This is a genomic window from Rufibacter latericius (assembly GCF_003721515.1).
In the GTDB taxonomy this organism is placed as follows: domain Bacteria; phylum Bacteroidota; class Bacteroidia; order Cytophagales; family Hymenobacteraceae; genus Nibribacter; species Nibribacter latericius.
On sequence record NZ_RJJD01000008.1, the window covers coordinates 65,195 to 88,536 of the forward strand.

Annotated in this window: 19 protein-coding genes; 13 read left to right on the forward strand and 6 right to left on the reverse strand. The window is 48.2% G+C overall.

All coding sequences use genetic code 11. The annotated features are described in order from the left end of the window. Positions 1 to 17 precede the first annotated feature (17 nt). Positions 18 to 1,199, forward strand: a complete 1,182-nt coding sequence (locus tag EFB08_RS12290) for a hypothetical protein (protein WP_123127265.1) — start codon at positions 18 to 20, stop codon at positions 1,197 to 1,199. Between the two features lie 13 nt (positions 1,200 to 1,212). Next, positions 1,213 to 2,001: a mechanosensitive ion channel family protein gene (locus EFB08_RS12295; RefSeq protein WP_123127266.1), complete on the forward strand. Its 789-nt coding sequence runs from the start codon at positions 1,213 to 1,215 to the stop codon at positions 1,999 to 2,001. A 127-nt stretch (positions 2,002 to 2,128) separates the two neighbouring features. Here the strand turns inward: EFB08_RS12295 and EFB08_RS12300 are convergent, their stop codons facing one another. Further along, positions 2,129 to 3,343: an ABC transporter permease gene (locus tag EFB08_RS12300; protein WP_123127267.1), complete on the reverse strand. Its 1,215-nt coding sequence runs from the start codon at positions 3,341 to 3,343 to the stop codon at positions 2,129 to 2,131. Positions 3,344 to 3,392: 49 nt separating this feature from the next. Here EFB08_RS12300 and EFB08_RS12305 point away from each other — a divergent pair, with 49 nt between their 5' ends. From EFB08_RS12305 to EFB08_RS12315, 3 genes are read left to right on the forward strand one after another with little or no spacing between them, the layout of a single operon-like run. Next, positions 3,393 to 4,634 carry an exo-beta-N-acetylmuramidase NamZ family protein gene (locus EFB08_RS12305; RefSeq protein WP_123127268.1) on the forward strand — a complete coding sequence of 414 codons (1,242 nt, stop codon included), beginning with the start codon at positions 3,393 to 3,395 and terminating at the stop codon, positions 4,632 to 4,634. 3 nt (positions 4,635 to 4,637) lie between these two features. After that, entirely contained in the window at positions 4,638 to 5,579 is a 942-nt protein-coding gene (gene fmt / locus EFB08_RS12310; RefSeq protein ID WP_123127269.1) for a methionyl-tRNA formyltransferase, read from the forward strand. Continuing rightward, positions 5,576 to 6,082 (forward strand): dihydrofolate reductase, encoded by a 507-nt coding sequence (locus tag EFB08_RS12315; RefSeq protein WP_123127270.1) that lies wholly within the window; start codon positions 5,576 to 5,578, stop codon positions 6,080 to 6,082. Before fmt ends, EFB08_RS12315 begins: the two co-directional genes overlap by 4 nt. 223 nt (positions 6,083 to 6,305) lie before the next feature. On the opposite strand, the gene porU2 is transcribed toward EFB08_RS12315, so the two are convergent. Together porU2 and EFB08_RS12325 are read right to left on the reverse strand one after the other, a co-directional pair. Further along, the gene (porU2, locus tag EFB08_RS12320; protein WP_123127271.1) at positions 6,306 to 11,294 is read right to left on the reverse strand and encodes a putative type IX secretion system sortase PorU2; all 4,989 of its coding nucleotides are present in this window, start codon (positions 11,292 to 11,294) and stop codon (positions 6,306 to 6,308) included. A 19-nt stretch (positions 11,295 to 11,313) separates the two neighbouring features. Then, a complete protein-coding gene (locus EFB08_RS12325; RefSeq protein WP_125077730.1) occupies positions 11,314 to 12,393 on the reverse strand; it encodes a putative type IX sorting system protein PorV2 in 1,080 nt (359 codons plus the stop codon). 286 nt (positions 12,394 to 12,679) lie between these two features. Here EFB08_RS12325 and EFB08_RS12330 point away from each other — a divergent pair, with 286 nt between their 5' ends. The 4 genes from EFB08_RS12330 to EFB08_RS12345 all read left to right on the forward strand — a co-directional run bounded on the left by EFB08_RS12330 (position 12,680) and on the right by EFB08_RS12345 (position 17,519). After that, on the forward strand, positions 12,680 to 13,018 hold the full coding sequence (locus EFB08_RS12330; protein ID WP_123127272.1) for a PadR family transcriptional regulator: 339 nt from the start codon (positions 12,680 to 12,682) through the stop codon (positions 13,016 to 13,018). A 2-nt stretch (positions 13,019 to 13,020) separates the two neighbouring features. Then, positions 13,021 to 15,501: a PspC domain-containing protein gene (locus EFB08_RS12335; protein WP_123127273.1), complete on the forward strand. Its 2,481-nt coding sequence runs from the start codon at positions 13,021 to 13,023 to the stop codon at positions 15,499 to 15,501. A 248-nt stretch (positions 15,502 to 15,749) separates the two neighbouring features. Continuing rightward, entirely contained in the window at positions 15,750 to 16,541 is a 792-nt protein-coding gene (locus tag EFB08_RS12340) for a nuclear transport factor 2 family protein (RefSeq protein ID WP_123127274.1), read from the forward strand. An 87-nt stretch (positions 16,542 to 16,628) separates the two neighbouring features. Then, positions 16,629 to 17,519, forward strand: coding sequence for a hypothetical protein (locus tag EFB08_RS12345; RefSeq protein ID WP_123127275.1), 891 nt, complete (start codon positions 16,629 to 16,631; stop codon positions 17,517 to 17,519). Positions 17,520 to 17,602: 83 nt separating this feature from the next. Here EFB08_RS12345 and EFB08_RS12350 read toward each other — a convergent pair whose 3' ends face one another. The 3 genes from EFB08_RS12350 to mce form a co-directional block, all read right to left on the reverse strand. Beyond that, positions 17,603 to 17,923: a hypothetical protein gene (locus EFB08_RS12350; RefSeq protein ID WP_123127276.1), complete on the reverse strand. Its 321-nt coding sequence runs from the start codon at positions 17,921 to 17,923 to the stop codon at positions 17,603 to 17,605. A 28-nt stretch (positions 17,924 to 17,951) separates the two neighbouring features. Beyond that, positions 17,952 to 19,379, reverse strand: coding sequence for a CCA tRNA nucleotidyltransferase (locus tag EFB08_RS12355; RefSeq protein WP_123127277.1), 1,428 nt, complete (start codon positions 19,377 to 19,379; stop codon positions 17,952 to 17,954). Positions 19,380 to 19,904: 525 nt separating this feature from the next. Next, positions 19,905 to 20,306 carry a methylmalonyl-CoA epimerase gene (mce, locus tag EFB08_RS12360; protein ID WP_123127278.1) on the reverse strand — a complete coding sequence of 134 codons (402 nt, stop codon included), beginning with the start codon at positions 20,304 to 20,306 and terminating at the stop codon, positions 19,905 to 19,907. A 119-nt stretch (positions 20,307 to 20,425) separates the two neighbouring features. On the opposite strand from mce, the gene EFB08_RS12365 reads away from it, so the two are divergent. From EFB08_RS12365 to EFB08_RS12380, 4 genes are all read left to right on the forward strand, one after another. Next, complete coding sequence (locus EFB08_RS12365) at positions 20,426 to 21,640, forward strand: IscS subfamily cysteine desulfurase (RefSeq protein WP_317125597.1); 1,215 nt, start codon at positions 20,426 to 20,428, stop codon at positions 21,638 to 21,640. 122 nt (positions 21,641 to 21,762) lie between these two features. Beyond that, positions 21,763 to 22,176, forward strand: a complete 414-nt coding sequence (gene iscU, locus EFB08_RS12370) for a Fe-S cluster assembly scaffold IscU (protein ID WP_062544368.1) — start codon at positions 21,763 to 21,765, stop codon at positions 22,174 to 22,176. A 15-nt stretch (positions 22,177 to 22,191) separates the two neighbouring features. Continuing rightward, positions 22,192 to 22,599, forward strand: a complete 408-nt coding sequence (locus EFB08_RS12375) for a hypothetical protein (RefSeq protein WP_123127279.1) — start codon at positions 22,192 to 22,194, stop codon at positions 22,597 to 22,599. 20 nt (positions 22,600 to 22,619) lie between these two features. Next, positions 22,620 to 22,946, forward strand: coding sequence for a HesB/IscA family protein (locus EFB08_RS12380; RefSeq protein WP_123127280.1), 327 nt, complete (start codon positions 22,620 to 22,622; stop codon positions 22,944 to 22,946). Positions 22,947 to 23,342: the final 396 nt, after the last annotated feature.

Genomic DNA, 23,342 nt, shown 5'->3' on the forward strand with positions numbered 1-23,342 from the left:
AAAGGACCAAAATTAAAATGCCGGAAAGTCTAAAGCTTCTACTCCTTTTCGCAGCTATTTCGTTCGTGATTTTAGTGCGGGTCGCATTAGAACCTGATGGCTTTACTACCCCAGATTCCTTTCATTACATTAAGGGCGCCGAAGCTTTAGTTGAGCATGGAAACCTAAGGTATACAACGGCAGATGGGGAGATTACCACATTAACCATCTGGCCCTTAGGATATTCCTTTTCCATAGCTAGTATTTCTAATTTATCCCCTTTTTCCATCTTCTGGAACTCTAAACTAGTTAATCTCCTATGGATTGCCTTTACGTTGGTCCTCTTCCACAAACTGTTTCCTAAGAATGCTTTCTGGGTGGGGTTGGTCTTCTGCATGCATTCCCTTCTAGACATTTTTTCTTACACCTGGTCAGAACCGGGGATGATGGTCATTATGCTATGGTTTAGCGTTGCCTTGCATCATTTCCTGTTCAAACCCAATGAACGGGTTGAATGGGCGTGTCAACTGCTGTTTGCTATTTTGGGATCTTTCTTATACCGCTATTTTGGGGCATTCCTTTTAGGGGTCCTTTCCCAGTTTGGGGTTTACTTTCTTTGGAAGAGAAACTGGAAGGAAGTAGGCCTTTTGTTAGGAATAGCGGTGGGCGTTGTGGGCTTTATTCTTTGTTACTTTTGGTTTGTTCACGAGCATACAGGTTATTATTCTGGTACAACCCGTATACCAGCAGACGAGCCTTTTTTATACCTTTTAAAAAGATTAGGACAGACGCAGTTCAATGAAGTGCTTCTAATCAGAAAGCTTGATTTTCAGAAAATAGATTACCTGGCTGTAATATTTTTATTTGTTCAGTTAGGGGTGATGTTGTTCGCCTTGCAACAAGTAAGGAAATTAGACTCTTTGAAGGCCATCCTAAGTCCAAAAACATCAGATACGCTTCCTTTAACTATTGCCTTTGTTGGAATGAGTTACTGGCTCACCATGGTGATTCTGCGATTTTTCATGAAATTCGACATGTTTGATTTCAGATTGTTAACCCCCTCAACCTTTTTGTTTTTGATTTTTCTCCATTCTTATCTAGCAGCAGAGCATAGAAATTCCTTACTCCAAAAGATTCAAAAGCCTATTACCCTGCTGTACTTTCTTGCCTTGGCGCATGGGCTTTACAAGAAACAACTTTTGCTGCTATTCCTAAATTAATCCTCTCTCCACCATGTTTGACGCAGAACGCTTTTTAGTCCGGCTTCAGGATTTTGCCCTTTTGTATGGCATCAAGATTCTGGTAGCCATCATTATCTTATTGATTGGGCTTTGGTTTATCCGGCGCATCACTGATTTCACATACCAGTTGATGACCCGCAAAAACGTGGACCCCTCTTTGCGGCCGTTCCTTAAGAACATCCTTAAAATTGTGTTGCTGGTCATGCTCATTTTGGTGGTCATCGCCCAAGTAGGTCTGGAAGTGACTTCCTTTATTGCCTTACTAGGCTCTGCGGGTTTGGCAGTGGGTTTGGCCTTGCAAGGAAGCCTTTCAAACTTTGCGGGTGGGGTACTGATTCTCGCCATAAAGCCCTTCAGGGTAGGAGACTTTATTGAGGCGCAGGGCCAGAAAGGAACCGTTTCCCTGATCAACATTTTTAACACCGTCATCACCACCGAGGACAACAAGACCATCTATCTGCCTAATGGTCCATTAGCCTCAGCAGTAGTGGTGAATTACGATGTGGAGAACAATCGCCGTCTTGACATTGCCTACACTGTTGACTCCGCAATTTCCTTAGCGAAAATTCGGGAGGTAATACAGCGCGTCATCGCCACAGACGACCGTATCCTGAAAGAGCCGGAACCAAGTGTCGGGGTTGAGAAACTGGCAGCCCAGACCATGACCATCTCCGTGAAAGTTTGGGTACAACGGGGCGATTACCGGTTCCAGCAGGTTTCCGAGGCTCTGAATGAGAAGGTAAAAGAAGCGTTTGAACAGGAAGAAATCACATTGAAATAAGACTGGGGCTATCTTCCTAAGTTTTAGAACAGGAAATTCCAAAGCTTTATAAAAAAGCGTAAACCAAAAGCAAAAAGCTGTTTCAGGGCTGTTTTTCTTAAAGGAGGCCTGAAACAGCTTTCTGCTTTTAATCGAACTTGATGGCTTTCACCGGGTGTATTCTGGCAATAAGCAAAGTTGGCAGCAGAATGGACAACATGGTTAAGAGGAAAGTGATGCCGTTGATGCCTACCCAAATGCGCCAGTCCCAATGAATAGGAACGGTGTCCATGTAGTAGTTCTCGGGGTCCAGCGGGATGAGTTTGAAATAGTCCTGCACCACGCAGAAAAACAAGGCCAGCAGGTTTCCACCGATGAGTCCGGCAATGGTGAGCCGAAGACCGCGGTGCAGGAAAATCCCTCGTATTTGCCCGTTGGTGGCACCCATGGCTTTCAGCGCGCCAATCATATTGGTTCGTTCCAGAATCATGATGAAGAGCGTGGACACCATGTTGAAGGTGGCCACAAAGACAATCAGCACCAGGAAAATAATGACGTTCCGTTTAAGAAGTTCAAGCCAATCGAAGAGCTGGGCGTAGGTGTCGGTGATTTTCTCCAGTTGCAGGTCATAATTCATCTTGTCAAAGACCTGGCTCGTGACGGTGTCTATCTGGGTGAAATCATTGAGCAGGATTTCGTAGCCACCCACCAGCGTATCGGGCCATTGGTTCAGATCGCGTATCTGCTGCAGATCACCTAGCACGTACACGTTATCGAACTCCTCCAAACCGGTCTTGAAAATGCCTTTCACCTCGAAGCGGCGCATACGCGGCGGGTTCTGGATAAAGTAGAACAGCACCTTCTCCCCTACCTTCAGGCGCAGTTTGTCGGCCATGAGCTGGCTCATCATGATCTGGTTGGAAGCGGCGGTGTCATTGAATTCCATCACCGAACCCGAGACCAGGTTGGCACGCATCCCCCGGAAATCATAGGTAGTGTCTACCCCTTTCAAGACCACGCCCAGCACCTCGTCCTCGGTTTTGATGATGGCCGTTTTACGGGCGAAGGGCTGCAGGTGTGCCACCCCGGGAATGTTTTTGTAGTCCCCCAAGCCGGTGGAAGTGCCCATGGGGTAGCCTTCGAACGAATTGTTGGTGTCAAATTTGCTAATTTGCAGGTGTCCACCGAAACTGAAGATCTTGGCCTGTATTTCGTACCGGAAACCTTCCAGGATGGCAAAGGACACAATCATGATGGCAATGCCCAGCCCTACGCTGAACTTTGCTATTTTTGTGACCGAGGCGGTAAAAGAGTCTGAACGGGCACCAGTCAACCGACTGGCAATGTATCGGGAAAGATTCACTTCGTCTATTTTGTGCTTAAAGATAGCTATCTGTTCTTAAACTAAACCTATGCTCTCACTCCTCCTCCGTACGGCGGTGCTCTGTGCCACGCTGGCCAGTTGCAAACAAGCGGAATCTGTTTCTTCGGCAAGTCCGGTTGTTCAAAGCACCCAGGCTCCTACCACTAAGGCAACCTCGGGCCCGGCTGTACAGGCCCCTCTCCTAACGGGCGCACAGCAGACAGAGTTATATTTACCGTACCTGCAGGGCAAACGCGTGGGCATGGTGGTAAACCAAACCTCCACCATTGGGAAAACGCACCTGGTGGATACGCTTCTGAGCCGCGGCGTCAACATTACCATGATCTTTGCACCGGAGCATGGGTTCCGGGGCGATGCCGATGCCGGGGCTCACATCAGCAACTCCACTGATTCCAAAACCGGCATTCCCATTCTTTCGCTGTATGGCAAGAACAAAAAGCCATCGGCGGAGCAATTGAAGAACGTAGATGTGCTCCTCTTCGATATCCAGGACGTGGGCGTTCGGTTCTATACTTATAGTAGCACCATGCATTACGTAATGGAGGCGTGCGCTGAGCAGAATAAACCCATGCTGTTACTGGACCGCCCCAACCCAGTGGGCTATCTCATTGACGGCCCTGTGCTGAAGCCTGCCTTCAAATCATTTGTGGGCATGAACACCATTCCAATTGCGCACGGCTTAACCCTAGGCGAGTACGCTTTGATGATCAATGGCGAAAAATGGCTTAAAAACGACGTGCAGGCGCAAGTGAAGACCATTCCGGTGAAAGGCTACACCCATAAGATGTTCTATTCTCTGCCCATTAAGCCATCGCCCAACCTGCCCAACGACCAATCCATCAAGCTATACCCGTTCCTTTGCCTGTTTGAAGGAACGACTGTGAGCCAGGGCCGCGGCACGCAGACGCCGTTTCAGGTGATTGGGGCCCCGTATTACCCGGACAAATCTTTCTCCTTTACTCCGGTGCCTATTCCTAGTATGTCCATGGATCCGCCTTATAAAAACCAGGTGTGCTTCGGAAAAGATTTGACCAAACTGCAGTTGAAAGAGAACTTCACCCTGAGCTATTTACTCGACTTTTATCAGAAATCAGGGCAAAAGGAGAAATTCTTCAACAACTTCTTCAAAAGCCTGGCCGGCACCGATGAACTGCAGAAGCAGATTATGGCCGGCATGAGCGAAAAAGAGATTCGGGCATCCTGGAAACCAGAGCTGGAAGCCTACAAAAAAATGCGCAAGCAGTACCTGCTTTACCCTGATTTTGAATAAACCATGCGGAAAGAAGACCTCCGGATTATCTTTATGGGCACCCCTGACTTTGCGGTGCCCGCCCTCCAAGCCTTAGTGGAAAACAACTGGAACGTGGTGGCCGTCATCACCGCCCCAGATAAACCCGCCGGACGTGGCCTCAAACTGGTGCACTCGCCAGTAAAGGAAACTGCCTTGCAGCACAACCTTCCCGTGCTTCAGCCCACCAACCTCAAGGATCCCGCTTTTCAGGAAGAACTCAGAAGCTATAACGCCTCCTTGCAAGTGATTGTAGCCTTCAGGATGCTGCCCGAAGCCGTCTGGAACATGCCAGCCATGGGTTCCCTGAACATCCACGCCTCTTTGCTGCCGCATTATCGCGGAGCCGCCCCCATTAACTGGGCGCTCATCCACGGTGACCAGGAAACCGGTGTCACTTCCTTTTTCCTGCAACACGAGATTGACACCGGCGATATCATCCTGCAAAAGAAAGTAGCCATTGAACCAGAAGACAACTTCGGGACGCTGTACGAAAAGCTGAAACACGCCGGTGCTGAACTTTTGTTAGAGACCGTGGATGCCATCGCTGAGGAACGCGTACAGCCGTATCCGCAGCCGCAACCCGAGGAACCATTGCGCATGGCACCCAAGATCTTCAAGCAGACCTGTCAGATAAATTGGGAGCAATCCGCCCAACAGGTGCACAACTTCGTGCGTGGCCTTTCGCCGTACCCAGCGGCCTGGACTGTTCTGGAGGACAAACAATTCAAGGTGTTTTCGGGCCGAGTTCTGGAAAACGCCGCCGAAACAGAACCCGGCTCTTTCACCACTGATAACAAAACATACCTGCATCTGCAATGCGGCCACCAAACCGCTTATGCCATTGAAGAATTGCAGATGGAAGGTAAAAAGCGGATGAAGATCCAGGACTTTCTGCGGGGTTTCACTTTTCAACCAACTGTATGATTGCCTTAGTAGTAGCCATCGCGGAGAACCGCGTCATCGGGAAAAACAACCAACTCATCTGGCATTTGCCCAAAGACCTGCAGCATTTCAAAAAGTTGACCATGGGACACCCTATGGTGATGGGCCGAAAAACTTTCGAGGCCATCGGGAAACCTTTGCCGGGCCGCACCACCGTCATCGTCACCCGTCAACCTGATTATGCCGCTCCTGAGGGATGTCTGGTTACTTCTTCGCTGGAGGAAGCCTTGCAACAAGGCCTTGCTTTAGATGAGAACGTATTAGTAGTGGGCGGCGGCGAAATCTACCAACAAGCCCTGCCCTTGGCCGAAGTGGTGTATCTTACCCTGGTACATGAATCCTTTGAAGGCGATGTCTTTTTCCCCGAATTAGAGGCAGATGCTTGGGAAGTCACCGATCAGGAAGAACACCTCCCCGACGAACGCCATGCCTATCCGTTTACCTTTTTCACTTTTAGAAGGAAAGCTGGTTTCAGCAAGAACTAAAAGGTACGGGTTCCCAGCCTTGTTTTACAGCCTTTTTCGTGAAAACAGGTCTAAAACAAAAAATGATTCGTTAATGGCTGGCTAACTAAACATTAGCCTATTCCACATTTAGATTCTTAATCCCTAATAAATAAAACGCCTGCTGTACAAACAGCAGGCGTTTTATTTATTAGGTGTTCTATCTTAAAGCCGATTAAGGGAAAATAGCCTCAAATCGCTCTCTCTATCTCAGGATGTAAATCTTTCCGTAGCCGTTCTTAAAGGCTTTGTCTCCGGCAGTGTAACGGTGTTTCGTTTCCTCGGCACTGTTTTCCATCACCACCCGGTAGAGGTACACGCCGTTAGCCAGTTTGTCCCCGAACTCATCGGTTCCGTCCCAGGCGAACTCAGACACGTTGTTGCCAATTTTGATCGGCCCTAGTTCCTCTTTCTGGATCTCCCTGATCACTTTACCCGTCATGGTCATGATCTGGAGCTTCATCTTATCAGGAACAGAGCTGCCCGTCAGGGTGAAAACGAACCTGGTTTTTGACGAGAATGGGTTAGGGTACGGATAGAAGCTGGTAATGGTGGAAGCATTTACTACCTCAAAGTTCACACTGTACCGCTCGCTTCCGGCCCGTTGACCTAAGGCGTCAAACCCTTGTACTTCCAGCGTGTACTTCCCGTCCGCCAGTTTTTCGGGGTGATACTCTACCCGGAAATCGTTTTTATCATCGGCCGGATACCACTGGATCTTAGAATCAGTGCTAACATCAATTTCCTCGAACTGGCCCCCGTCCTTCTTCAGGTACACTTTCATGGAAGCTGGATCAGTGATCGGGATTTTGCGGTAGTTGTCTTTCAGGACCATGCTGATCAAAGGGCTTGGAGAAACGATGTCACCATCCAGGATTCGTACCCCATCAAAAACCACATCCAGCACCGGAGGCATCCCCGCGGAAAGGCTTACATTGAAAGGCACCTCCAACGTGTTATTGAAGTAGGATTGCTCCGGTAGAATCCGTGGGTTTACCGTTACGCGCAGTCTATTGGCTCCTTTCATGTTCAGGGTAGAGAATTTATGGTTAAAGAAAACCGTGTCTTCTTTTTGCAAAGCCTCCACCTTAAAGGTTTTTACCGTTTTTACGCCGTTCTCCTCAAACAGAGTGGTTTCTACCGTAAGTGAATCATCAAAATTCACTTGACTGATATTGTGGAAAGCGTACCGCAGATTTACTTCACCGTTGGCCGCCTGCTCAGAGAGCTTTTCATACTTATCCAGCCCAACCAAATCAGGACGAATGAGCCCTTCCGGAACTCCCTCGTACAACACGGTCCACTCTTTCAGCTGAGGAGCCGTTCTCTGCGTTGCGTCTTTCAACGTCAGTTTCAATCTCAGGTATGGATACGTAGTAGCGCTTACTCCCGCTAAACTGAAGTTTGAGGAAGTTACATTAGAAGAAAGAACGGTTTCCTGCGAATTTTGGTCAACCCCTATCACATCTAGCTGGTAGCTGTCTGATGGCTCCAATTTCATCTGGTGATGCAGCGACTTCCATTCTTTGGCCGGCCCGATGATGGTGGAGGTTAAACCACCTTGAGATTCCTGAGAATTGATTTGTTTCTCTATCCTCACGGTCTGCATGTTCCGAGGAGTAAGATCAGTTGGAGTATAACTCATCTCAGTGGCAGTGCCGGGGGCACTTCCTTTCCGACCGACGATTGCAAAGGGATCACCCGTAATTAGCTGATCAATCAAGGAGGAGCCAATTGTCTTAAAGGCTGCTTTGAGACTCGCACTCATGGTAGAATAAGGAACATTGCTCATCCCAACCATTGCTACATGGTATCCTTCAGGGATAGTGTTTAGAAAGTTCTCGAGTTTGGTTAGATTGGCTGCTTGCCTCAAATCGTTGAAATGGTACACAAACTTTGGATCAGTTCCACAGATTGAAGCAAATCCTGAAGGAGCATCTAAAGGCTCTAGGGTTTTATCGTTCAATACTATGGCCATCATGTTTGGACGATTTGTATTACAATCTGCCTCAATGGTTTTAAAATTATCTAAGAAGATTCCGTACGGTGGATAATTGAAGGGTTGGCCTCCGCCCACGCCTTTTACCTCAAATACTCTGAAAGTTGGAGCAAATGCGAACGTTTTGCTTTGAACTTGTTCTACCAGGTTCTGCTTTTCAGCTTTTTGCACCTGGCCAAATCCTTTCTGAGACCAACCAGAAGGGCTATCAGGGATGTACCTAAAAGAACTAGCGGTCCAAAGGGTATCTTCTTCATTGGTACTAGTCTCATAACGCACTCTCCAATAATAAACCGCACTATCTTTAGAAGTTGTATTTTCTGGAAGAGTAAATTCCCATAATGGCATTAATGCGGCTTGCACCACCTGAGATTTTTTCCATGCACTAGAGAAGGTATGAACGGTATCAATTTCAAATTGGTATCCGCGCGGCCGAGTCAACAAATCCGTTGATTGGGCTATCAACTTCACGGTTCTGTCCTTTACAATGGAATACTCCTGGGGACCTAAAGCCAATACCCCGCTTTTTGAAAAGAAATATTCAATGGTAGAGACGTTATTTTCTTCGTTTAGCTCATCGATTAAATTGGAATGATCCAATGCAATGGTGAATGTATTTACACCTGCTCCGTCTAGGGTCTTAGATTCTAATTCTACCTGTACGGTATCCCGGTAGTAAATGGGGGCTACTTTGATTGTGTCATATAAATATTCCACCCCATTTTCTAATTTCCTGTTTATTGAAACATAGAAGGTATCTAGGTTTACTCTACCATAGTTCCGGATGTCTAGTTTTAGAATAAACTTTTCTGAACTTGCTGTTACTTTAGATCCATCAACTGAATGAAGGGTAGCACCTCCATTTGCAACAGCATAATCGGCTTTTTGAGGACCAATCAAGCGCAAAGCTGGATCTGCTTGTAATACCATTTGCATGTTCATCGCAACGGCATTTTCTCCACTTATCCGATCTGAGGTTAATTCAATGGCCCTCTGATGTTGATCACCCAAAGGTTTGGAGAGGTAGGAAGAATCTCCATAAGCAGTGGTATAGAAGTTAGTAGAAAAGATATTCAATAGGGAGGGATAACCATAACTATCATGGGCCAAAAAGGAGATTGCACCTTTATTGGCTGTTAATAACCAGTCTTCTCCAAAAGTTCGGCCATTGGTAAAGGTATTTCCAGCGTTACACCCGTTCATTAAAATCATTGGGTATTTGCCGTTGTTATTATATCCGTTTACCACATCCGATACCCTTCCAATATCTAGATCAGACACAGTAGAAGAGCTATGCCCAAAAAATGTAATTAAGGAAAGACCCGAATTCAGTTCCCTGGCAATGTTAAGTGTATCTAAACCACCTGAAGAGCTTCTGATTTTAGTTAATACATTAGCTCCTAACCATACACCTTCCGCGATACGCTCAAAACCCCGCATATATGAAAGAAGGGTACGTTGCTCCTCTCCACTACTTCCTACCAAGTGAAGCATATTTTTTCTCCAATCAAGATTGTAAGGAAGGCTTTCATGCGTTTTAACCTTAGAGAGATAATCCAAAACTTCTTGCGGAGTACTTGCGGGGAGACGTCCTGTTGCCACTTTAGGTACATAGTTTCCTGCTTCCCAATCAGAAGTATAGAACACGTCGGATCCTGGAGTTCCACCAGTGGGCACCAAATCTTGATACGCAAGAGAGGAAGGATTTTTCCTTACATTGATATTATCCGCCTCTAACCCTTTACCTAGTAAAAACAAATACTGGGGCTTACCATTCGCCAACATGTATTTCATGAACCGCCTAATGGCTGCAGATGATTTATCACCATAAAAAAACTGGTCATAAATACTATTGACATCAACCACCATGGTATCATAACCACCTCCCGCTATCGATGCTCTATAAGAAGCGTACTCTAAAACCGGATTAGAAGAAGATCCAATCGCTTGCATCAGCCTTTTATGGGTAACAATTATATATTCTGCAGCGTTATTAGCAAAAGTTTTAAATTTAACTTCTTGGACTGATGACGGAATCAAGGCCGGTCCTGACCAAAGAAATCCTTTTCTTGGAGTATTAGAAGTAGATGGAAAAACAAACCCTTTCTGTGTTCCATTCATCACGCCCTCTATCCTATGTACATTGGTAGGGGTGGTCACATCATAACCTATAGCATTCCCTGCCATTGTTCCTTCAAAAGTATAATACAAGGGGGTTGAAGTACCAGTAGTTGCAGATGCAAAGGATAGTGAAGATGTAGAAATTACAGTCCGCTGCGGATATGAAACCTTCACATAAGCAACTCTATAGGCTCCAGTCCCACTTTTCGGAATAAACCTGATGACAAGAGAACCATTAGCTGGTATGTCTGAAAACTCCAACGTAAAGGTACGCTTAGCGGAAGAGTATAAAGCAGTTTGAACATTTCCCAATAATCTTGAGGTTGAACCATTCACAGCATACACCTCCACGTCTGGGACAGTAGCATTAGAGCCTGCAACTGACACTTCAACATTAGGTTTAGAGCCTTGGCTATTTAAATTGACAATACCGTCAACAGTCACATTGCGGGTACCAGAAGAGGAAGTTGACATAAAACCCTCACCTTCATCTGACCAAGACATGTAATTCTCTCCATATCGTTTACCCCTAGAGTATTGATCAGTAAGTTGAACCAAGCGAGTTTGCCATAGCCAAGGCTCAGCTGTGAGTCCGGTTGGTGAAGTACTTTGAATTTGCATACGATTCTTCACACCAGCACCTGACCAAGTTAAAAAATAGGCAGCTGTATCTGTATAAAGACTGTAGAATGGATTAACCTGATGTTCGGGATTTTTATACAACTCCTTGTCCAGGGCCCCGTCATTCTGCTCCCCATAAAACTCAATGAAGTCATTGGCGTCAAAAGAACCGTCTGCCTCGCCCTCCACATGAATGGAGACTTCTTGGCCGCGGCGGTAGAGTTGGAAGTTACGCGGGTCTACCCCGTTGATGCCGGCGGCTTGCAGATAGGCTTTGTCTAAGCGGTAAATGCCGGTGGTGGGCACTTTTATTTTGTAGTACTTCTGGCTGTAGTTGATCCACTCATTTCCATAGACCACCTGCTGCGCTGAGGCATGTTGGGTGGAACCCAGCAGAACAAGAGAAAAGAAAGTGGCTAAAAGAAAATACTTAAAGGAGTAAGGTGTCTTCATAAAGGTTCGCACACGAAAATCAATCAAAACTATAGGCCAAAGAAACAATCACGGAGGAGACCTGGGAATTGTCGGAAACTTTGGACAAGGCAAGGTCCAATTGCAGGCCGCGAGTGGCCACGCCTATCCCGAAGTTGGGTTGCACTTTCCAACTGCTTTTTCCGTTGAGGTCTTCTATTTCCTGCACGTTATTGAAACCTCCGCGCAGAAACACAGAATTGGCATAACCTACCTCCAAACCTACTTTTGGGTCAACAGATACCACTCCGCTTGAAATCAACGTATTTCTTTTCCCATCGGTGGTTACTTCCAGATCAGTGGCTACCAGGGCAGAAAACTTATTGGCGAATTGGAAGGAACGGCCAACCCCCAGAATCAGGCGAGGCAGGGTTACCTCTATGCTGTTGGCGTTGAACGACTCCTCTTCTTGCAGGTAGGTGGCTTCCAATTCATCGGGGTTCAGTTTCCAGGCAGTAAAGGTGGTGGTGATATCTTTGGCCATCAAACCAAATTGCCAGTTCCCCCGACGAAGTTGGGCACCGGCATCGATCCCGAAGCCCCAGGCGTTGGCGAACTTTCCTACGTTGCGGTAGATGATTTTAGCACTCGCACCCAAAGTAAGGCCTTTGATGAGGTTGCTTTGGCGGGCGTAGGAAGCGAGAAAGGCATAATCAGCCACGGAGAAGAACTCAATGCTGTCATACTGAATGGCGCCGTACTCATTCTGAAGACGTCTGGTGTCGGCGATGTCATCAACCCCCACCCGAATCACCGAGAAAGCCAGCGCGCTGGTGGAGTCCAGATTAGTGGCGTAAGAACCGTAGTCGTTTTTGATGATGCCGGCGAAAAGCTCAGAGTGCATGTACACGGCATTGTGGCGTTTGGGCAAACCCACCAACCCAGCCGGGTTCCAGAAACCGGCGGTGGCATCACGCACGATGGCTGACTGCACGCTACCCATCCCCAGGGCTCTGGCCCCTACCCCAATATTGAGGAATTCGTTGCTGTACTTTGGCGCAGAGATTTTCTGAGCCTGGACAGGATCAGGAAAAAGGAGGTAAGTAAGAAGGCAAAAGAGGGGTACTAGTTTTTTGACCATAAAATATAGTTATACGTCATATACGGAATTAACATGTAAAGATAGTGCTATCCGCCTACATTATAACAACATTACTTTAGCGCTTAATACACTCTCTGAGCAAGTTCTGTTCCATTATTCTCCTATTTTCTTCTTTGTTCCCCGCCTATTGAAAGCAAAGCCTCTTTCAGTACTTCCCGCATGCTTTTTCCACTCCTAAACAACAACAAAAAATAAATTTCACCAGTACCTTGTTTTACATAGTACCTTCTTATATATTTGTATCAATAATTCAGACTCACAGACCATGAAAGTAGAAAACACACAAGTGCAGATGCGGAAAGGGATTCTGGAGTACTGCATTCTGGAAATCATCGCCCGCGGAGAGGCCTACGCCTCTGACATGCTGGAGGAGCTGACTGCTGCCAAGATGATTGTAGTGGAAGGGACGCTTTACCCATTACTGACCAGATTGAAGAACGCCGGCCTCTTAGACTATTCCTGGGTGGAATCCACCTCAGGGCCACCCCGCAAGTATTACAAACTCACCACCACCGGTACCGAGTTTCTAGAGCAACTCCGCCTTACCTGGCTGGAACTGGTAGACTCCACCACCTTCATCATCAACCGCAAGAAATCCAACTAGCCATGAAAAAGAATATAAGTGTCAACTTGCAAGGCATGATCTTCCACGTGGAGGAAGACGGCTACGAGATGTTGAGCCAGTACCTTGCCGCCATAAAGACGTACTTCTCCACGTATGAGGGGCACGAGGAGATTGTGGCAGACATTGAGTCACGCATCGCGGAGATCTTCTTCGCCCGCCTGAACCCTGGCAAGCAGGTCATCACCCGCGAAGACGTGCAGGGGCTCATCGCTCAGATGGGAACCATCGCCGATTTTGAAACCGTGGAAGCCGAAGAGGCCGAAGCTGCCTCCGCCAGAGCACACGGCAACACCACCCCGCCTACGTTTGAGGCTGCCCCTAAAGAGCATAAACGCCTTTACCGCGACATAAACCGCAAAATGCTAGCCGGAGTGGCCGCAGGAATCGCCAATTACCTGCAAATGGATCCGCTTTGGGTAAGACTGGCCTTTGTGGTGCTGGTGTTAGGTGTGCCGTTTACCGGTGGCTTTACCTTATTTGGGGTTATACTTTATGCCATATGCTGGGCGGCTTTGCCTAAAAACGCCGCTTTGCCAGATGTACCCGTACGCAAACTGTTCCGTGACCCGGTAGACAAGAAACTGGGTGGAGTTGCCAGCGGTATGGCCATCTACTTCGGCACAGATGTAGCCATCATCCGGTTACTGTTCCTAGTGCTGTTCCTGGTTGGTGGTTTCGGGCTTATCCCTTATATCATCCTTTGGATTGCTGTTCCTGAGGCCAAAACCATAACAGAGCGGGTGCAAATGCAGGGAAACCCCGTCACGCTCTCCAGTATAGAAGAATCGGTTAAAAACAACTTGAACATGCAGGACGCTAACGGGCAGGAGAGCACCTTAGCCAAAGTCCTTTTGTTCCCGGTACGTTTGGTGTCTCAGGTCATCCAGGCTTTGTCCAGAATATTGAACCCGATCCTGGGCTTTCTGATAACGTTGGTGCGGGTATTTGCCGGCCTCTTGATGATGGTGGTTTCCGGAGCCTTTATGGTGGCCCTGCTTACCGCTCTTATGACCGGATTAGGCATCTTTGATCAGCCTGACTATGTCAACTTTGGCGAGATTCCGGTAACGGCTTTCTTAAATGCGGTGCCTTCCTGGTTAATCTGGGCTGCATTCTTCGCAGGTATCATTCCAGCCTTGCTCCTGTTCTTGCTGGGTGTGGGCTTGCTGGCGAGACGCTTCCTGTTGCGCCCCACCGTGGGTTGGTCCATGCTGGGCGTATGGCTTCTGGCCGTGGCTGCCTTGCTTAGCGGTATCGCGTTAACGGCGCGTCATTTCCAGGAATCTGGTGAATACGCCACCGAACAGACGTTCCCGGCCGCTGCCTATCCTACCATGGTTTTCAACATCAGAGACACGAACCACAGCTACGGACACCGCATGAACGTACGGCTGGAAGGATACAACGGCACCGACATTAAAGTGGTGCAGACCTACAAATCACACGGCCTGAATGAGGAAGACGCTATCAAGAACGCCCAGATGATTGCCTACAAAATGGTGCAGCAAGACTCGGTGATTCGGTTCGATGATGCGTTCACCTTCAAGCCAAACGCCATCTTCCGGGATCAGAACCTGGAGTTGACCGTGATGATTCCCGAGGGCAAGAAGCTTCGGTTCTCTGAAGGATACGCTGACCACTTCTCGGATGAGATCACCAACGGCGAATACTACTCTGGTGACCTGGCGGGCAACACCTGGGAGATGAGAAACGGACGCCTCAGATGCCTTACCTGCAGCGTGGTAGACACCACCGCCGGAACATCAACCAGACGCCCTGCCGGTGGATTAGACGATGACTTAACCATTCTGAAAGACGAATACGCGGGCATCTCAAAGATCTACAACGTGCGGGATTTCAGCGAGATTGAGGCCGGTGGCGCCTACCACATCAGAGTACGGATGTCTCCCCGCCACTCTGTTCGGGTAACCGGATCAGAAAGTGAACTGGAGAAGCTGCAGTTGCGCGTGCAGAACGGCGTATTGAAGATCAACCGTGAAAGTGAGTTCCTCCGCCTTTGGGATACAAACAAAAACGCTGTTCTCATTGAGGTGGAAACCCCAGACCTGAATTCAGTTGACTTCGGCGGAGCCGCCAAAGCCGAGATCATCGGGTTTGCCCCAGATAACTTCTCCATCAAGCAAACGGGAGCCAGCGAATTGGCTATCAATATCAGCACCAGCCATCTGGACATTGACCTGAGCGGAGCTGCAAGAACCAACCTGAAAGGTTTTGTTGACGAACTCTCCATTGATGCAAGCGGCGCCAGCAGAATTGAGGCTTCGCAGTTAGTGGCCCAGGGCGCTTCTGTAGACGTAAGCGGCGCAAGCCAAAGCGTGGTAAATGTGCAGAAACACCTGAGAGCCGATGCCAGTGGCGCCAGCTCAGTCCAATATCTGGGCGAGGTGCAACAAGTAGAAATGAACCAGTCTGGCGGCTCTCGCATTAGCCGCCGCAGATAAGTGCTGTTTAGGGCCGGTTTTGCTAAAACAGGCCTAAACAGATAGACACCAAAAGCTCTCTTTCTGGATTTCTTGAGAAGCTTTTGTATAAGGAGGACGCGCTACTGGCAAAGTCCTCCTTTCTTTCCCCTCTTTTGCGTTGACTTCTAAGGTGCTGAATTTTCCTACGCTAATCAGCCTTTCCTCCCTCACGTTCCAGTGAGCTCTGTTCCTGACTTAGACTTCAGTTCTCCAAACGCATTCCTTTTATGCAAAAGCAGATCTTTCCCATGGCCGCTTTGGTGGTGGCTATGTTTTTGGCCTCTTTTTCCCAAACTGCGGCCCAAACGAAGAAACCCAATTTTACCCAAACCCTCCTCCCCGCCGACAGCCTTTTCTGGGTTACCTATAATCACTGCGACACCGAGCGAATGAAACAGTTTGTCACCGATGACCTGGAGTTTTACCATGACAAAGGCGGCATCACCCTGGGTAAAACTGATTTCATTTCCAGCGTCCAGAAGAACCTGTGCGGTAATGAGAATTTCAGGGTGAGAAGAGAACCGATGCGGAAAACCATAAAAGTGTACCCCTTGCACAAAGGAGATAGCCTGTACGGCGCCATCATCTCGGGTGACCACCTGTTTTACAACCAGACCAAGGGGCAGAAAGAGATCCTCGCCGGACAGGCAAAATTTTCCAACCTGTGGCTTCTGAAAGACGGCACCTGGAAAATGGCCCGTGTTCTAAGCTATGACCACGGCCCCGTGCCCTACCGTAATGCCCGAAAAGCCATTCAGGTGCCAAGTAATACCCTGAGTCACTTCACCGGGGAATACGACGGTCCCAAAGCCGGGAAACTCACCATTAAAAAGGAAAACAATGCCTTGGTGTTGTTGACCAAAGGCCAGAAGATGGCCCTCCTCCCTGAGAGCAGCAACCGGTTCTTCGCCCAGGATCGCGACCTCACCTTTGAGTTCATCCGGGGCAAAGAAACACCTAAAATGGTGGTTCGGGAGAACGGCGAAGTGGTGGAGGAAGCAGTGTTGCTTAGAAAATAGAGGTGCTCGAAAAAGCATCGGTTCTAAGGGTAAAGAATGTGCAGGTCATTATCCTCTTTTTGATAATCCATCTAAAGGCAAAACACCATGAAACTTTTCCTACGCCTACTACCCATCCTATTTCTTCTCTTCCTGTCTTCCCGAAGCATGGCTCAACCCGCGGCTTCTGAGTGCGACAGCAGATTGCTGTCCTACAAAGACTGGAAGGAAACCTGTTCTACCCAGTGGACCTTGTCTTTGGGAACGCCGGAGAGCGGAAATTTACAGTACATCGGGGCGTCTCATTCCACCGATCCTGTCCATGAACAGTTTGCCCAAATAGAAATGACCTGGGACATCCAACAACCCACCCTGGTCTTTTTTGAAGGCCCAAACCGAGGCACTTCCCCTTCAGAGGATGAGACCATCCGGGAAATGGGAGAATCTGGGTTTGTGCGGTTCCTGGCCCAAGCCGATGGGATCAAAACCCAATCCCTGGAGATGTCGCCCCAAGACGAAGTAGACCAACTCCTGAAAACGGGCCGTTTTAGCAAAGAGCAGGTAAAACTGTTTTTCCTTCTGCGGGAAGCCAGCCGCCTACGGGACCGCAAGAACTTAAATGAAGAACAGCTCAAAGCTGCGATAGGACAATTATTGCCTAAGGCAAATTCCATGATCAAAGGCTTTGACCAGGTGATTCCAGATGTGGCTTCTCTGCAGGTGGCCTACCAAAAATACTGGACCTCGCCCGCCAATTGGTGGGAGGCCCCGGCCAACTGGTTCACCCCTACCGGAGATGGCCAGGAAACAGGAGGCAAATTCACCCATGAAATCAACCGGCTTAACAGCGAGAACCGAGATCTACACATGTACCGCCTGCTCTCAGAGGCAGTTCTCAGGGGAGAACGAGTACTGGCGGTGGTGGGCCGCAACCACGTTCCTATGCAAGCCGAGGCGTTAAAGTGTGCTCTGAGCAAAAAGAACCAAGCGATAAAATAAGAAGCATCCGTTTAGAGCCTGTTTTAAGGAAAGCAGGCTCTAAACGGATTCCTGTATTCCCTCTGTTCGAGGATTAGATTAGTTTACTTCCTCTTCCTATTTATCAGGTAAGAAATCACTGACCAAAATATCCAAGATCCTAAAACTGTGACCATCACTCTTCCAGTTTGTCCGATTGGCCCTGGTTGCCAACCATGAATATCTCCGGTAGTTAGCACATATAAAATAAAGCCGGGAAACAGCAAAATAGACAGAAAGTTGATGAAGCCATTATCTGGTCCTTGCCGCTCATTCCATTCAGTCAAGATCCCTAACAAGCCTAACCCAACCAACATACCAATAGTTAATACTAGGAACCCTAGCCCACTTTTTACTTTCTGCTTATTAACTTTATCGGGTTCCAAATCTTTGGTTGCTAGATGTAGTTGCAGATTAAGAAACTACTGGTTCTAACCCCAGCTTTTTCCCTTGCTTTAGCAGAAACGCAAACGCCTCTTCATATTCGTTCCGGATCTCACCTTCCAGAATAGCCTCGGTGATGGCATTTTTCAGGACACCCACCTCCTTAGAAGGTGAAATCCCGAAGGTCTGCATAATCAAGTCGCCGGTGATTACTGGCTGGAAGTTACGCAGGCTGTCTTTCTCCTCCACTTCTTTCAGCTTCTGTTCCACCTTTTCAAAGTTCTGCAGATACCGCTTCACTTTGTCGTGGTTCTTTGAGGTGATATCGGCTTTGCAGAGTTGCATGAGCAGATCGATGTCATCTCCTGCCTCAAAAAGCAACCTTCTAATGGCCGAGTCAGTGACGGTTTCCTTCACCAACGCGATGGGTCTTAAATGAAGCCTCACTAATTTCTGCACCATCTTCATGTGCTCGTTCAGCGGCAACTTTAGATCTGCGAAGATCTTGGGCACCTGGCGGGCACCGCGGTCTTCATGGCCGTGGAAAGTCCAGCCTACTTTTTCGTTGTAGCGCTTGGTTTCGGGTTTGGCGATGTCGTGCAGGATGGCGGCCCAGCGGAGCCATAGGTCATCAGAGACTTCAGCCACGTTGTCTAGCACCTGCAGGGTATGGTAGAAATTATCTTTGTGCGAGTTCTTGTTGATGGTCTCCACGCCGTGCAGTTTCACCATCTTCGGGAAGATGAGGTGCAGCAAACCCGTCTGAAACAGCAGCTTGAAGCCGTAGGAAGGCTTTTTGGAGAGCACGATCTTGTTCAGTTCGTCGGTGATCCGCTCCTGCGACACAATCTTGATGCGCTCCTTGTTCTCCCCGATGGCGTCAAACGTATCTGGGTCGATGTCGAAGTTCAGTTGCGAGGCGAACCTGATGGCGCGCATCATCCGCAGCGGGTCATCAGAAAAGGTGATACCCGGCTCCAACGGCGTTTTGATGTTCTTTCGGCGCAGGTCCTTCATTCCCTCGAACCGATCGATCAACTCCCCGAAACTTCCTTCGTTCAGACTGATGCCCATGGCATTGATGGTGAAATCGCGGCGGTTGAGGTCATCTTCCAGCGTTCCCTGCTCCACCTCCGGTTTCCGGGAATCAGATCGGTAAGACTCTTTGCGGGCGCCCACAAACTCTACTTCCCAGCCATCCTCAGTTTTAAGCATTGCCGTCCCGAAGTTCTTGAACACGGCTACTTTAGGTTTATTGGGAAGTTTGCTTGCTACTAACTGAGCTAGCTCAATTCCGCTGCCAATGCACACCACATCAATGTCTTTTGATGCTCGTTTGAGTACCAAATCTCTTACAAAACCGCCGATGACGTACGCTTCGGTATTCAACTCCTTCGCGGCTTGGGCCACTACGGAAAAAACGGGATGCTCAGGAAGGGTAATATCCGGGGTAGTCATGGGCATTGAATTGATTCTTTTTTATACGAGGCACATGCGCCTTCGCCAATCGGCTGCGTATGAGGCTGCAAAGGTAGACGAAGCCGGTGCCTTTGGCAAATGAAGCGCCTCACTGCCCTACTACAGCAAAGCGGAAAGTCGTGGAAACGTGGTTTAGGGTTAATTTTGGGAAAGCGGGGTTAAAACGAAAGGGACCTTTTTGCTTGCACGGCAGTAGGCGCAGACGCTCGCAGGTCTTTCGGACGTTACGAGGTCTTTTGAGTATGCGACATTGCCTACTCAACGGCCTGTCTTTTCCATATACTTCTTTTACACTTGGTATCTTTCAGGATAGTGCTAGGGAAAAAGACACAAGGAATGGCAATTCATGAAAATGAATATCTACTAACAAAATATCAGGAGCTCTAAAAACCACCTTCCCGCCAACTCAAAAGACCTCGTAGCGTCCGGGGGACCTGCGAGCGTCTGCGCCCGTTCCGTTTCCAGCCCGTTTCACCAAAAACAGCCTTAAAACAATCAAAACCACTATTCTTTAATCTCCTGGCACAATTCCACCAGGACCCCGTTGGCTGATTTTGGGTGTACAAAGCAGACTAGTTTGTTATCGGCGCCACGTTTGGGGGCCTCGTTCAGGAGTTGGAAACCTTGGGCTTTGAGGCGCTCCATCTCGGCTACAATGTCTTCCACTTCAAAGGCGATGTGGTGGATTCCCTCCCCTTTCTTCTCAATAAACTTGGCAATGGCACTGTGCTCGGCGGTGGCTTCCAGAAGCTCGATTTTGGTGTTTCCTACGTGAAAAAAGGAGGTGTTTACGGCTTCGCTTTCCACTTTTTCGGCCTTATAGGGCTCTGCACCTAACAATTTGGCAAATAACTGATTTGCGTCTTGGCAATTTTTCACGGCAATGCCAATATGTTCTACATGCATACGGTTTATTTAAAGGTATTCTAAATGACGATTTTTGTGTATTTTTGCGTGTAAATCAAACTAACTGGAGAGAAAATCTGTTTTTTTGATAAGCCAACAAAGGAAAACTACTGACGAAGATGCTGAAATTTCCGATTTATCTAGATAATAATGCCACCACGCCCATGGACCCGCGCGTGTTGGAGGCCATGTTGCCGTACTTCACTAACCATTTCGGGAACGCTGCGTCCCGTAACCACCCGTTCGGCTGGGCCGCCGAAGAAGCGGTAGATTATGCCCGTGAGCAGATCGCGGCGTTGATCAACTGTAACCCCAAGGAATTGATTTTCACTTCAGGCGCTACGGAGTCAGACAACCTTGCTATCAAGGGTGTGTTTGAGATGTATGCCTCTAAAGGAAACCATATCATCACGGCCACTACTGAGCACAAAGCAGTGTTGGATACGTGTAAGCACATTGAGAAACTAGGCGGACAGGTAACTTATCTGCAGGTAGACTCAGAAGGCTTGATTAACCTGGAAGAACTGGAAGCCGCCATCACCGACAAGACCATCCTGATCTCTATCATGTATGGTAACAACGAGGTAGGTGTAGTACAGCCTATCAGAGAGATTGGAAGAATTGCCAAGAAGCATGGCGTTCTTTTCTTCTCAGATGCTACCCAAGCCGTTGGTAAAATTCCGGTAGACGTAGAAGCCGACGGTATTGACCTGATGGCCTTCTCCGGTCACAAAATGTACGGACCTAAAGGCGTTGGTGCCTTGTACGTACGCCGTAAAAACCCACGGGTGAAAGTTACTGCCCAGATGGACGGTGGCGGACACGAGCGCGGTATGCGTTCCGGTACTCTGAACGTGCCTGGTATTGTAGGTTTAGGCAAAGCCGCCGAGATCTGCCGCACCGACATGGCCTCTGATACCGCTCGTATCATCGCTATGCGTGATCGCTTAGAGCGCGAGTTGCTGCAAATGGAAGAGTCTTACTTGAACGGAAACAAAGAGAGCCGTCTGCCACACGTAAGCAACATTTCCTTTAAATATGTAGAAGGTGAAGGCCTTATGATGGGTGTGAAAGACATTGCTGTATCTTCTGGTTCAGCCTGTACTTCTGCTTCTCTGGAGCCTTCTTACGTGTTAAAAGCCATGGGCATGAGCGATGACCTGGCACATTCTTCCCTGCGTTTCGGTTTGAGCCGTTTCACTACTGATGAGGAAGTGGATTACGCCATCAGCCACGTGAAAGAAGCCGTAACCAAACTTCGTGAACTAAGCCCGCTGTGGGAAATGTTCAAAGAAGGTATTGACCTTGACTCGGTAGAGTGGGCAGAACACTAAGATCTTAATTAGGAATTGGGGATTAGTAACAGAATGTTATCGGCTTTGGTTTAAAAGCGTATAAACTAGTTACTTACCCTAATTCTTGATTTCAAAATATTCATTCGTAATTAAACAAAGCCATGGCTTATTCAGATAAAGTAATCGATCATTACAGCAACCCACGTAACGTAGGTACGCTGGACAAATCAAAATCAAACGTGGGTACTGGTTTAGTAGGTGCCCCTGAGTGCGGTGACGTAATGCGTCTTCAGATTGAGGTAGATGAGAACCAGGTAATCACTGATGCCAAGTTCAAAACCTTTGGCTGTGGTTCTGCCATCGCTTCTTCTTCTCTGGCAACGGAGTGGTTGAAAGGCAAAACCGTTGATGAGGCTCTGGCTATTGACAACATGGAGATTGTGGAAGAATTGGCCTTACCGCCGGTAAAAATTCACTGCTCTGTTTTAGCCGAGGACGCCATCAAATCTGCTATCAATGACTACCGCGTGAAAAACGGTCTGGAGCCATTGGTAGAGGCCAAGTCGCACCACTAAGATTTCTGCGAGCGCATGGATGTATCCACCAATGTGCACGTAGAGAGCGCCCGGATTCAAAAGCAGATTGAAGAGCATTTAGGCATGGAGGGAAGTCAGCTTCTGTTTGACTTCCGCCCTATGGAAGACCGGATGCGCCTTGATTTGATTACGGTGAACCCGCGGCACCACCAGTCGTTCCTGTTCCATACGGTAACAGGCTATGACCGGGTGGATGCGCTTCGGAAAATGCTGGACTATGTGCGGCAGTCGCGTGACCAAGAAAGCTCTTTCACCATCCAATGGGTGGCGCGGGGCGAGCGCGAGCTGAACACCTCCTATTTCCGGGCGACCAACATGTATGATGCGTTGGATAAACTATATTACGGCCGAGACATCAACACCATTACGGTTTTCAGTGTAGTGCTGAATCCGGTCTCCTAAAATAAAGAAAGGACACGCGTATGATTACCGTTTCTGATAAAGCAAAAGAAAAAGTAGAAAAGCTGAAGCACGATTCTAACATAGATGACAGCTTCCGTTTAAGAGCTTCTGTAGCCGGTGGCGGATGCTCCGGCTTGTCCTACAAGTTGGACTTCGATGACGAGGTAAAGCCCATGGACCAGGAGTTTGAAGACAAAGGCGTGAAGGTAGTGGTAGACATGAAAAGCTTCCTCTACCTGGCCGGCACCGAGTTGGACTTCTCTGACGGACTGAACGGCAAAGGCTTCTTCTTCAACAACCCCAACGCCAGCCGTACCTGCGGCTGCGGCGACAGTTTCTCTGTGTAAGCAGCACGAACTTATTATTAAAGCAAAAAGGCACCGCATGCGGTGCCTTTTTGCTTTTGGCCTGTTTTCAGAAAATTACCCCTAAAAGACTGCTGTAAACTTGGCTCTGCTTTCCGTCGCTCACTTCTTGGTTGCGCTTTTGTTGGGCGTAGTCTCTGACTACGCCACTATTAGACATCCAATCTATTGATTGGTGAAACTCTGCAGCCAAATACAAAGGTCCTTTTCCAACACGTTTTTCTGAAAACATCTTCAAAACATTTGCTCTTCGCATTAACGCCAATCAAGAGATTGGGTCTCCGGTAGTGCATAGACCGCTGCCACTACTTCAACACACAGCAAGTTAGTTGGATCAGCAAAAGAAAGAGCCTGGAGAATCAAATCTCCAGGCTCACA

What these genes read in the sequence shown, in the direction of transcription:
- EFB08_RS12290 (WP_123127265.1), top strand. Translation starts at nt 18, where the DNA reads ATGCCGGAAAGTCTAAAGCTTCTACTCCTTTTCGCAGCTATTTCGTTC.
- EFB08_RS12295 (WP_123127266.1), top strand. Translation starts at nt 1,213, where the DNA reads ATGTTTGACGCAGAACGCTTTTTAGTCCGGCTTCAGGATTTTGCCCTT.
- EFB08_RS12305 (WP_123127268.1), top strand. Translation starts at nt 3,393, where the DNA reads ATGCTCTCACTCCTCCTCCGTACGGCGGTGCTCTGTGCCACGCTGGCC.
- fmt (WP_123127269.1), top strand. Translation starts at nt 4,638, where the DNA reads ATGCGGAAAGAAGACCTCCGGATTATCTTTATGGGCACCCCTGACTTT.
- EFB08_RS12315 (WP_123127270.1), top strand. Translation starts at nt 5,576, where the DNA reads ATGATTGCCTTAGTAGTAGCCATCGCGGAGAACCGCGTCATCGGGAAA.
- porU2 (WP_123127271.1), bottom strand. Translation starts at nt 11,294, where the DNA reads ATGAAGACACCTTACTCCTTTAAGTATTTTCTTTTAGCCACTTTCTTT.
- EFB08_RS12325 (WP_125077730.1), bottom strand. Translation starts at nt 12,393, where the DNA reads ATGGTCAAAAAACTAGTACCCCTCTTTTGCCTTCTTACTTACCTCCTT.
- EFB08_RS12330 (WP_123127272.1), top strand. Translation starts at nt 12,680, where the DNA reads ATGAAAGTAGAAAACACACAAGTGCAGATGCGGAAAGGGATTCTGGAG.
- EFB08_RS12335 (WP_123127273.1), top strand. Translation starts at nt 13,021, where the DNA reads ATGAAAAAGAATATAAGTGTCAACTTGCAAGGCATGATCTTCCACGTG.
- EFB08_RS12340 (WP_123127274.1), top strand. Translation starts at nt 15,750, where the DNA reads ATGCAAAAGCAGATCTTTCCCATGGCCGCTTTGGTGGTGGCTATGTTT.
- EFB08_RS12345 (WP_123127275.1), top strand. Translation starts at nt 16,629, where the DNA reads ATGAAACTTTTCCTACGCCTACTACCCATCCTATTTCTTCTCTTCCTG.
- EFB08_RS12355 (WP_123127277.1), bottom strand. Translation starts at nt 19,379, where the DNA reads ATGACTACCCCGGATATTACCCTTCCTGAGCATCCCGTTTTTTCCGTA.
- mce (WP_123127278.1), bottom strand. Translation starts at nt 20,306, where the DNA reads ATGCATGTAGAACATATTGGCATTGCCGTGAAAAATTGCCAAGACGCA.
- EFB08_RS12365 (WP_317125597.1), top strand. Translation starts at nt 20,426, where the DNA reads ATGCTGAAATTTCCGATTTATCTAGATAATAATGCCACCACGCCCATG.
- iscU (WP_062544368.1), top strand. Translation starts at nt 21,763, where the DNA reads ATGGCTTATTCAGATAAAGTAATCGATCATTACAGCAACCCACGTAAC.
- EFB08_RS12375 (WP_123127279.1), top strand. Translation starts at nt 22,192, where the DNA reads ATGGATGTATCCACCAATGTGCACGTAGAGAGCGCCCGGATTCAAAAG.
- EFB08_RS12380 (WP_123127280.1), top strand. Translation starts at nt 22,620, where the DNA reads ATGATTACCGTTTCTGATAAAGCAAAAGAAAAAGTAGAAAAGCTGAAG.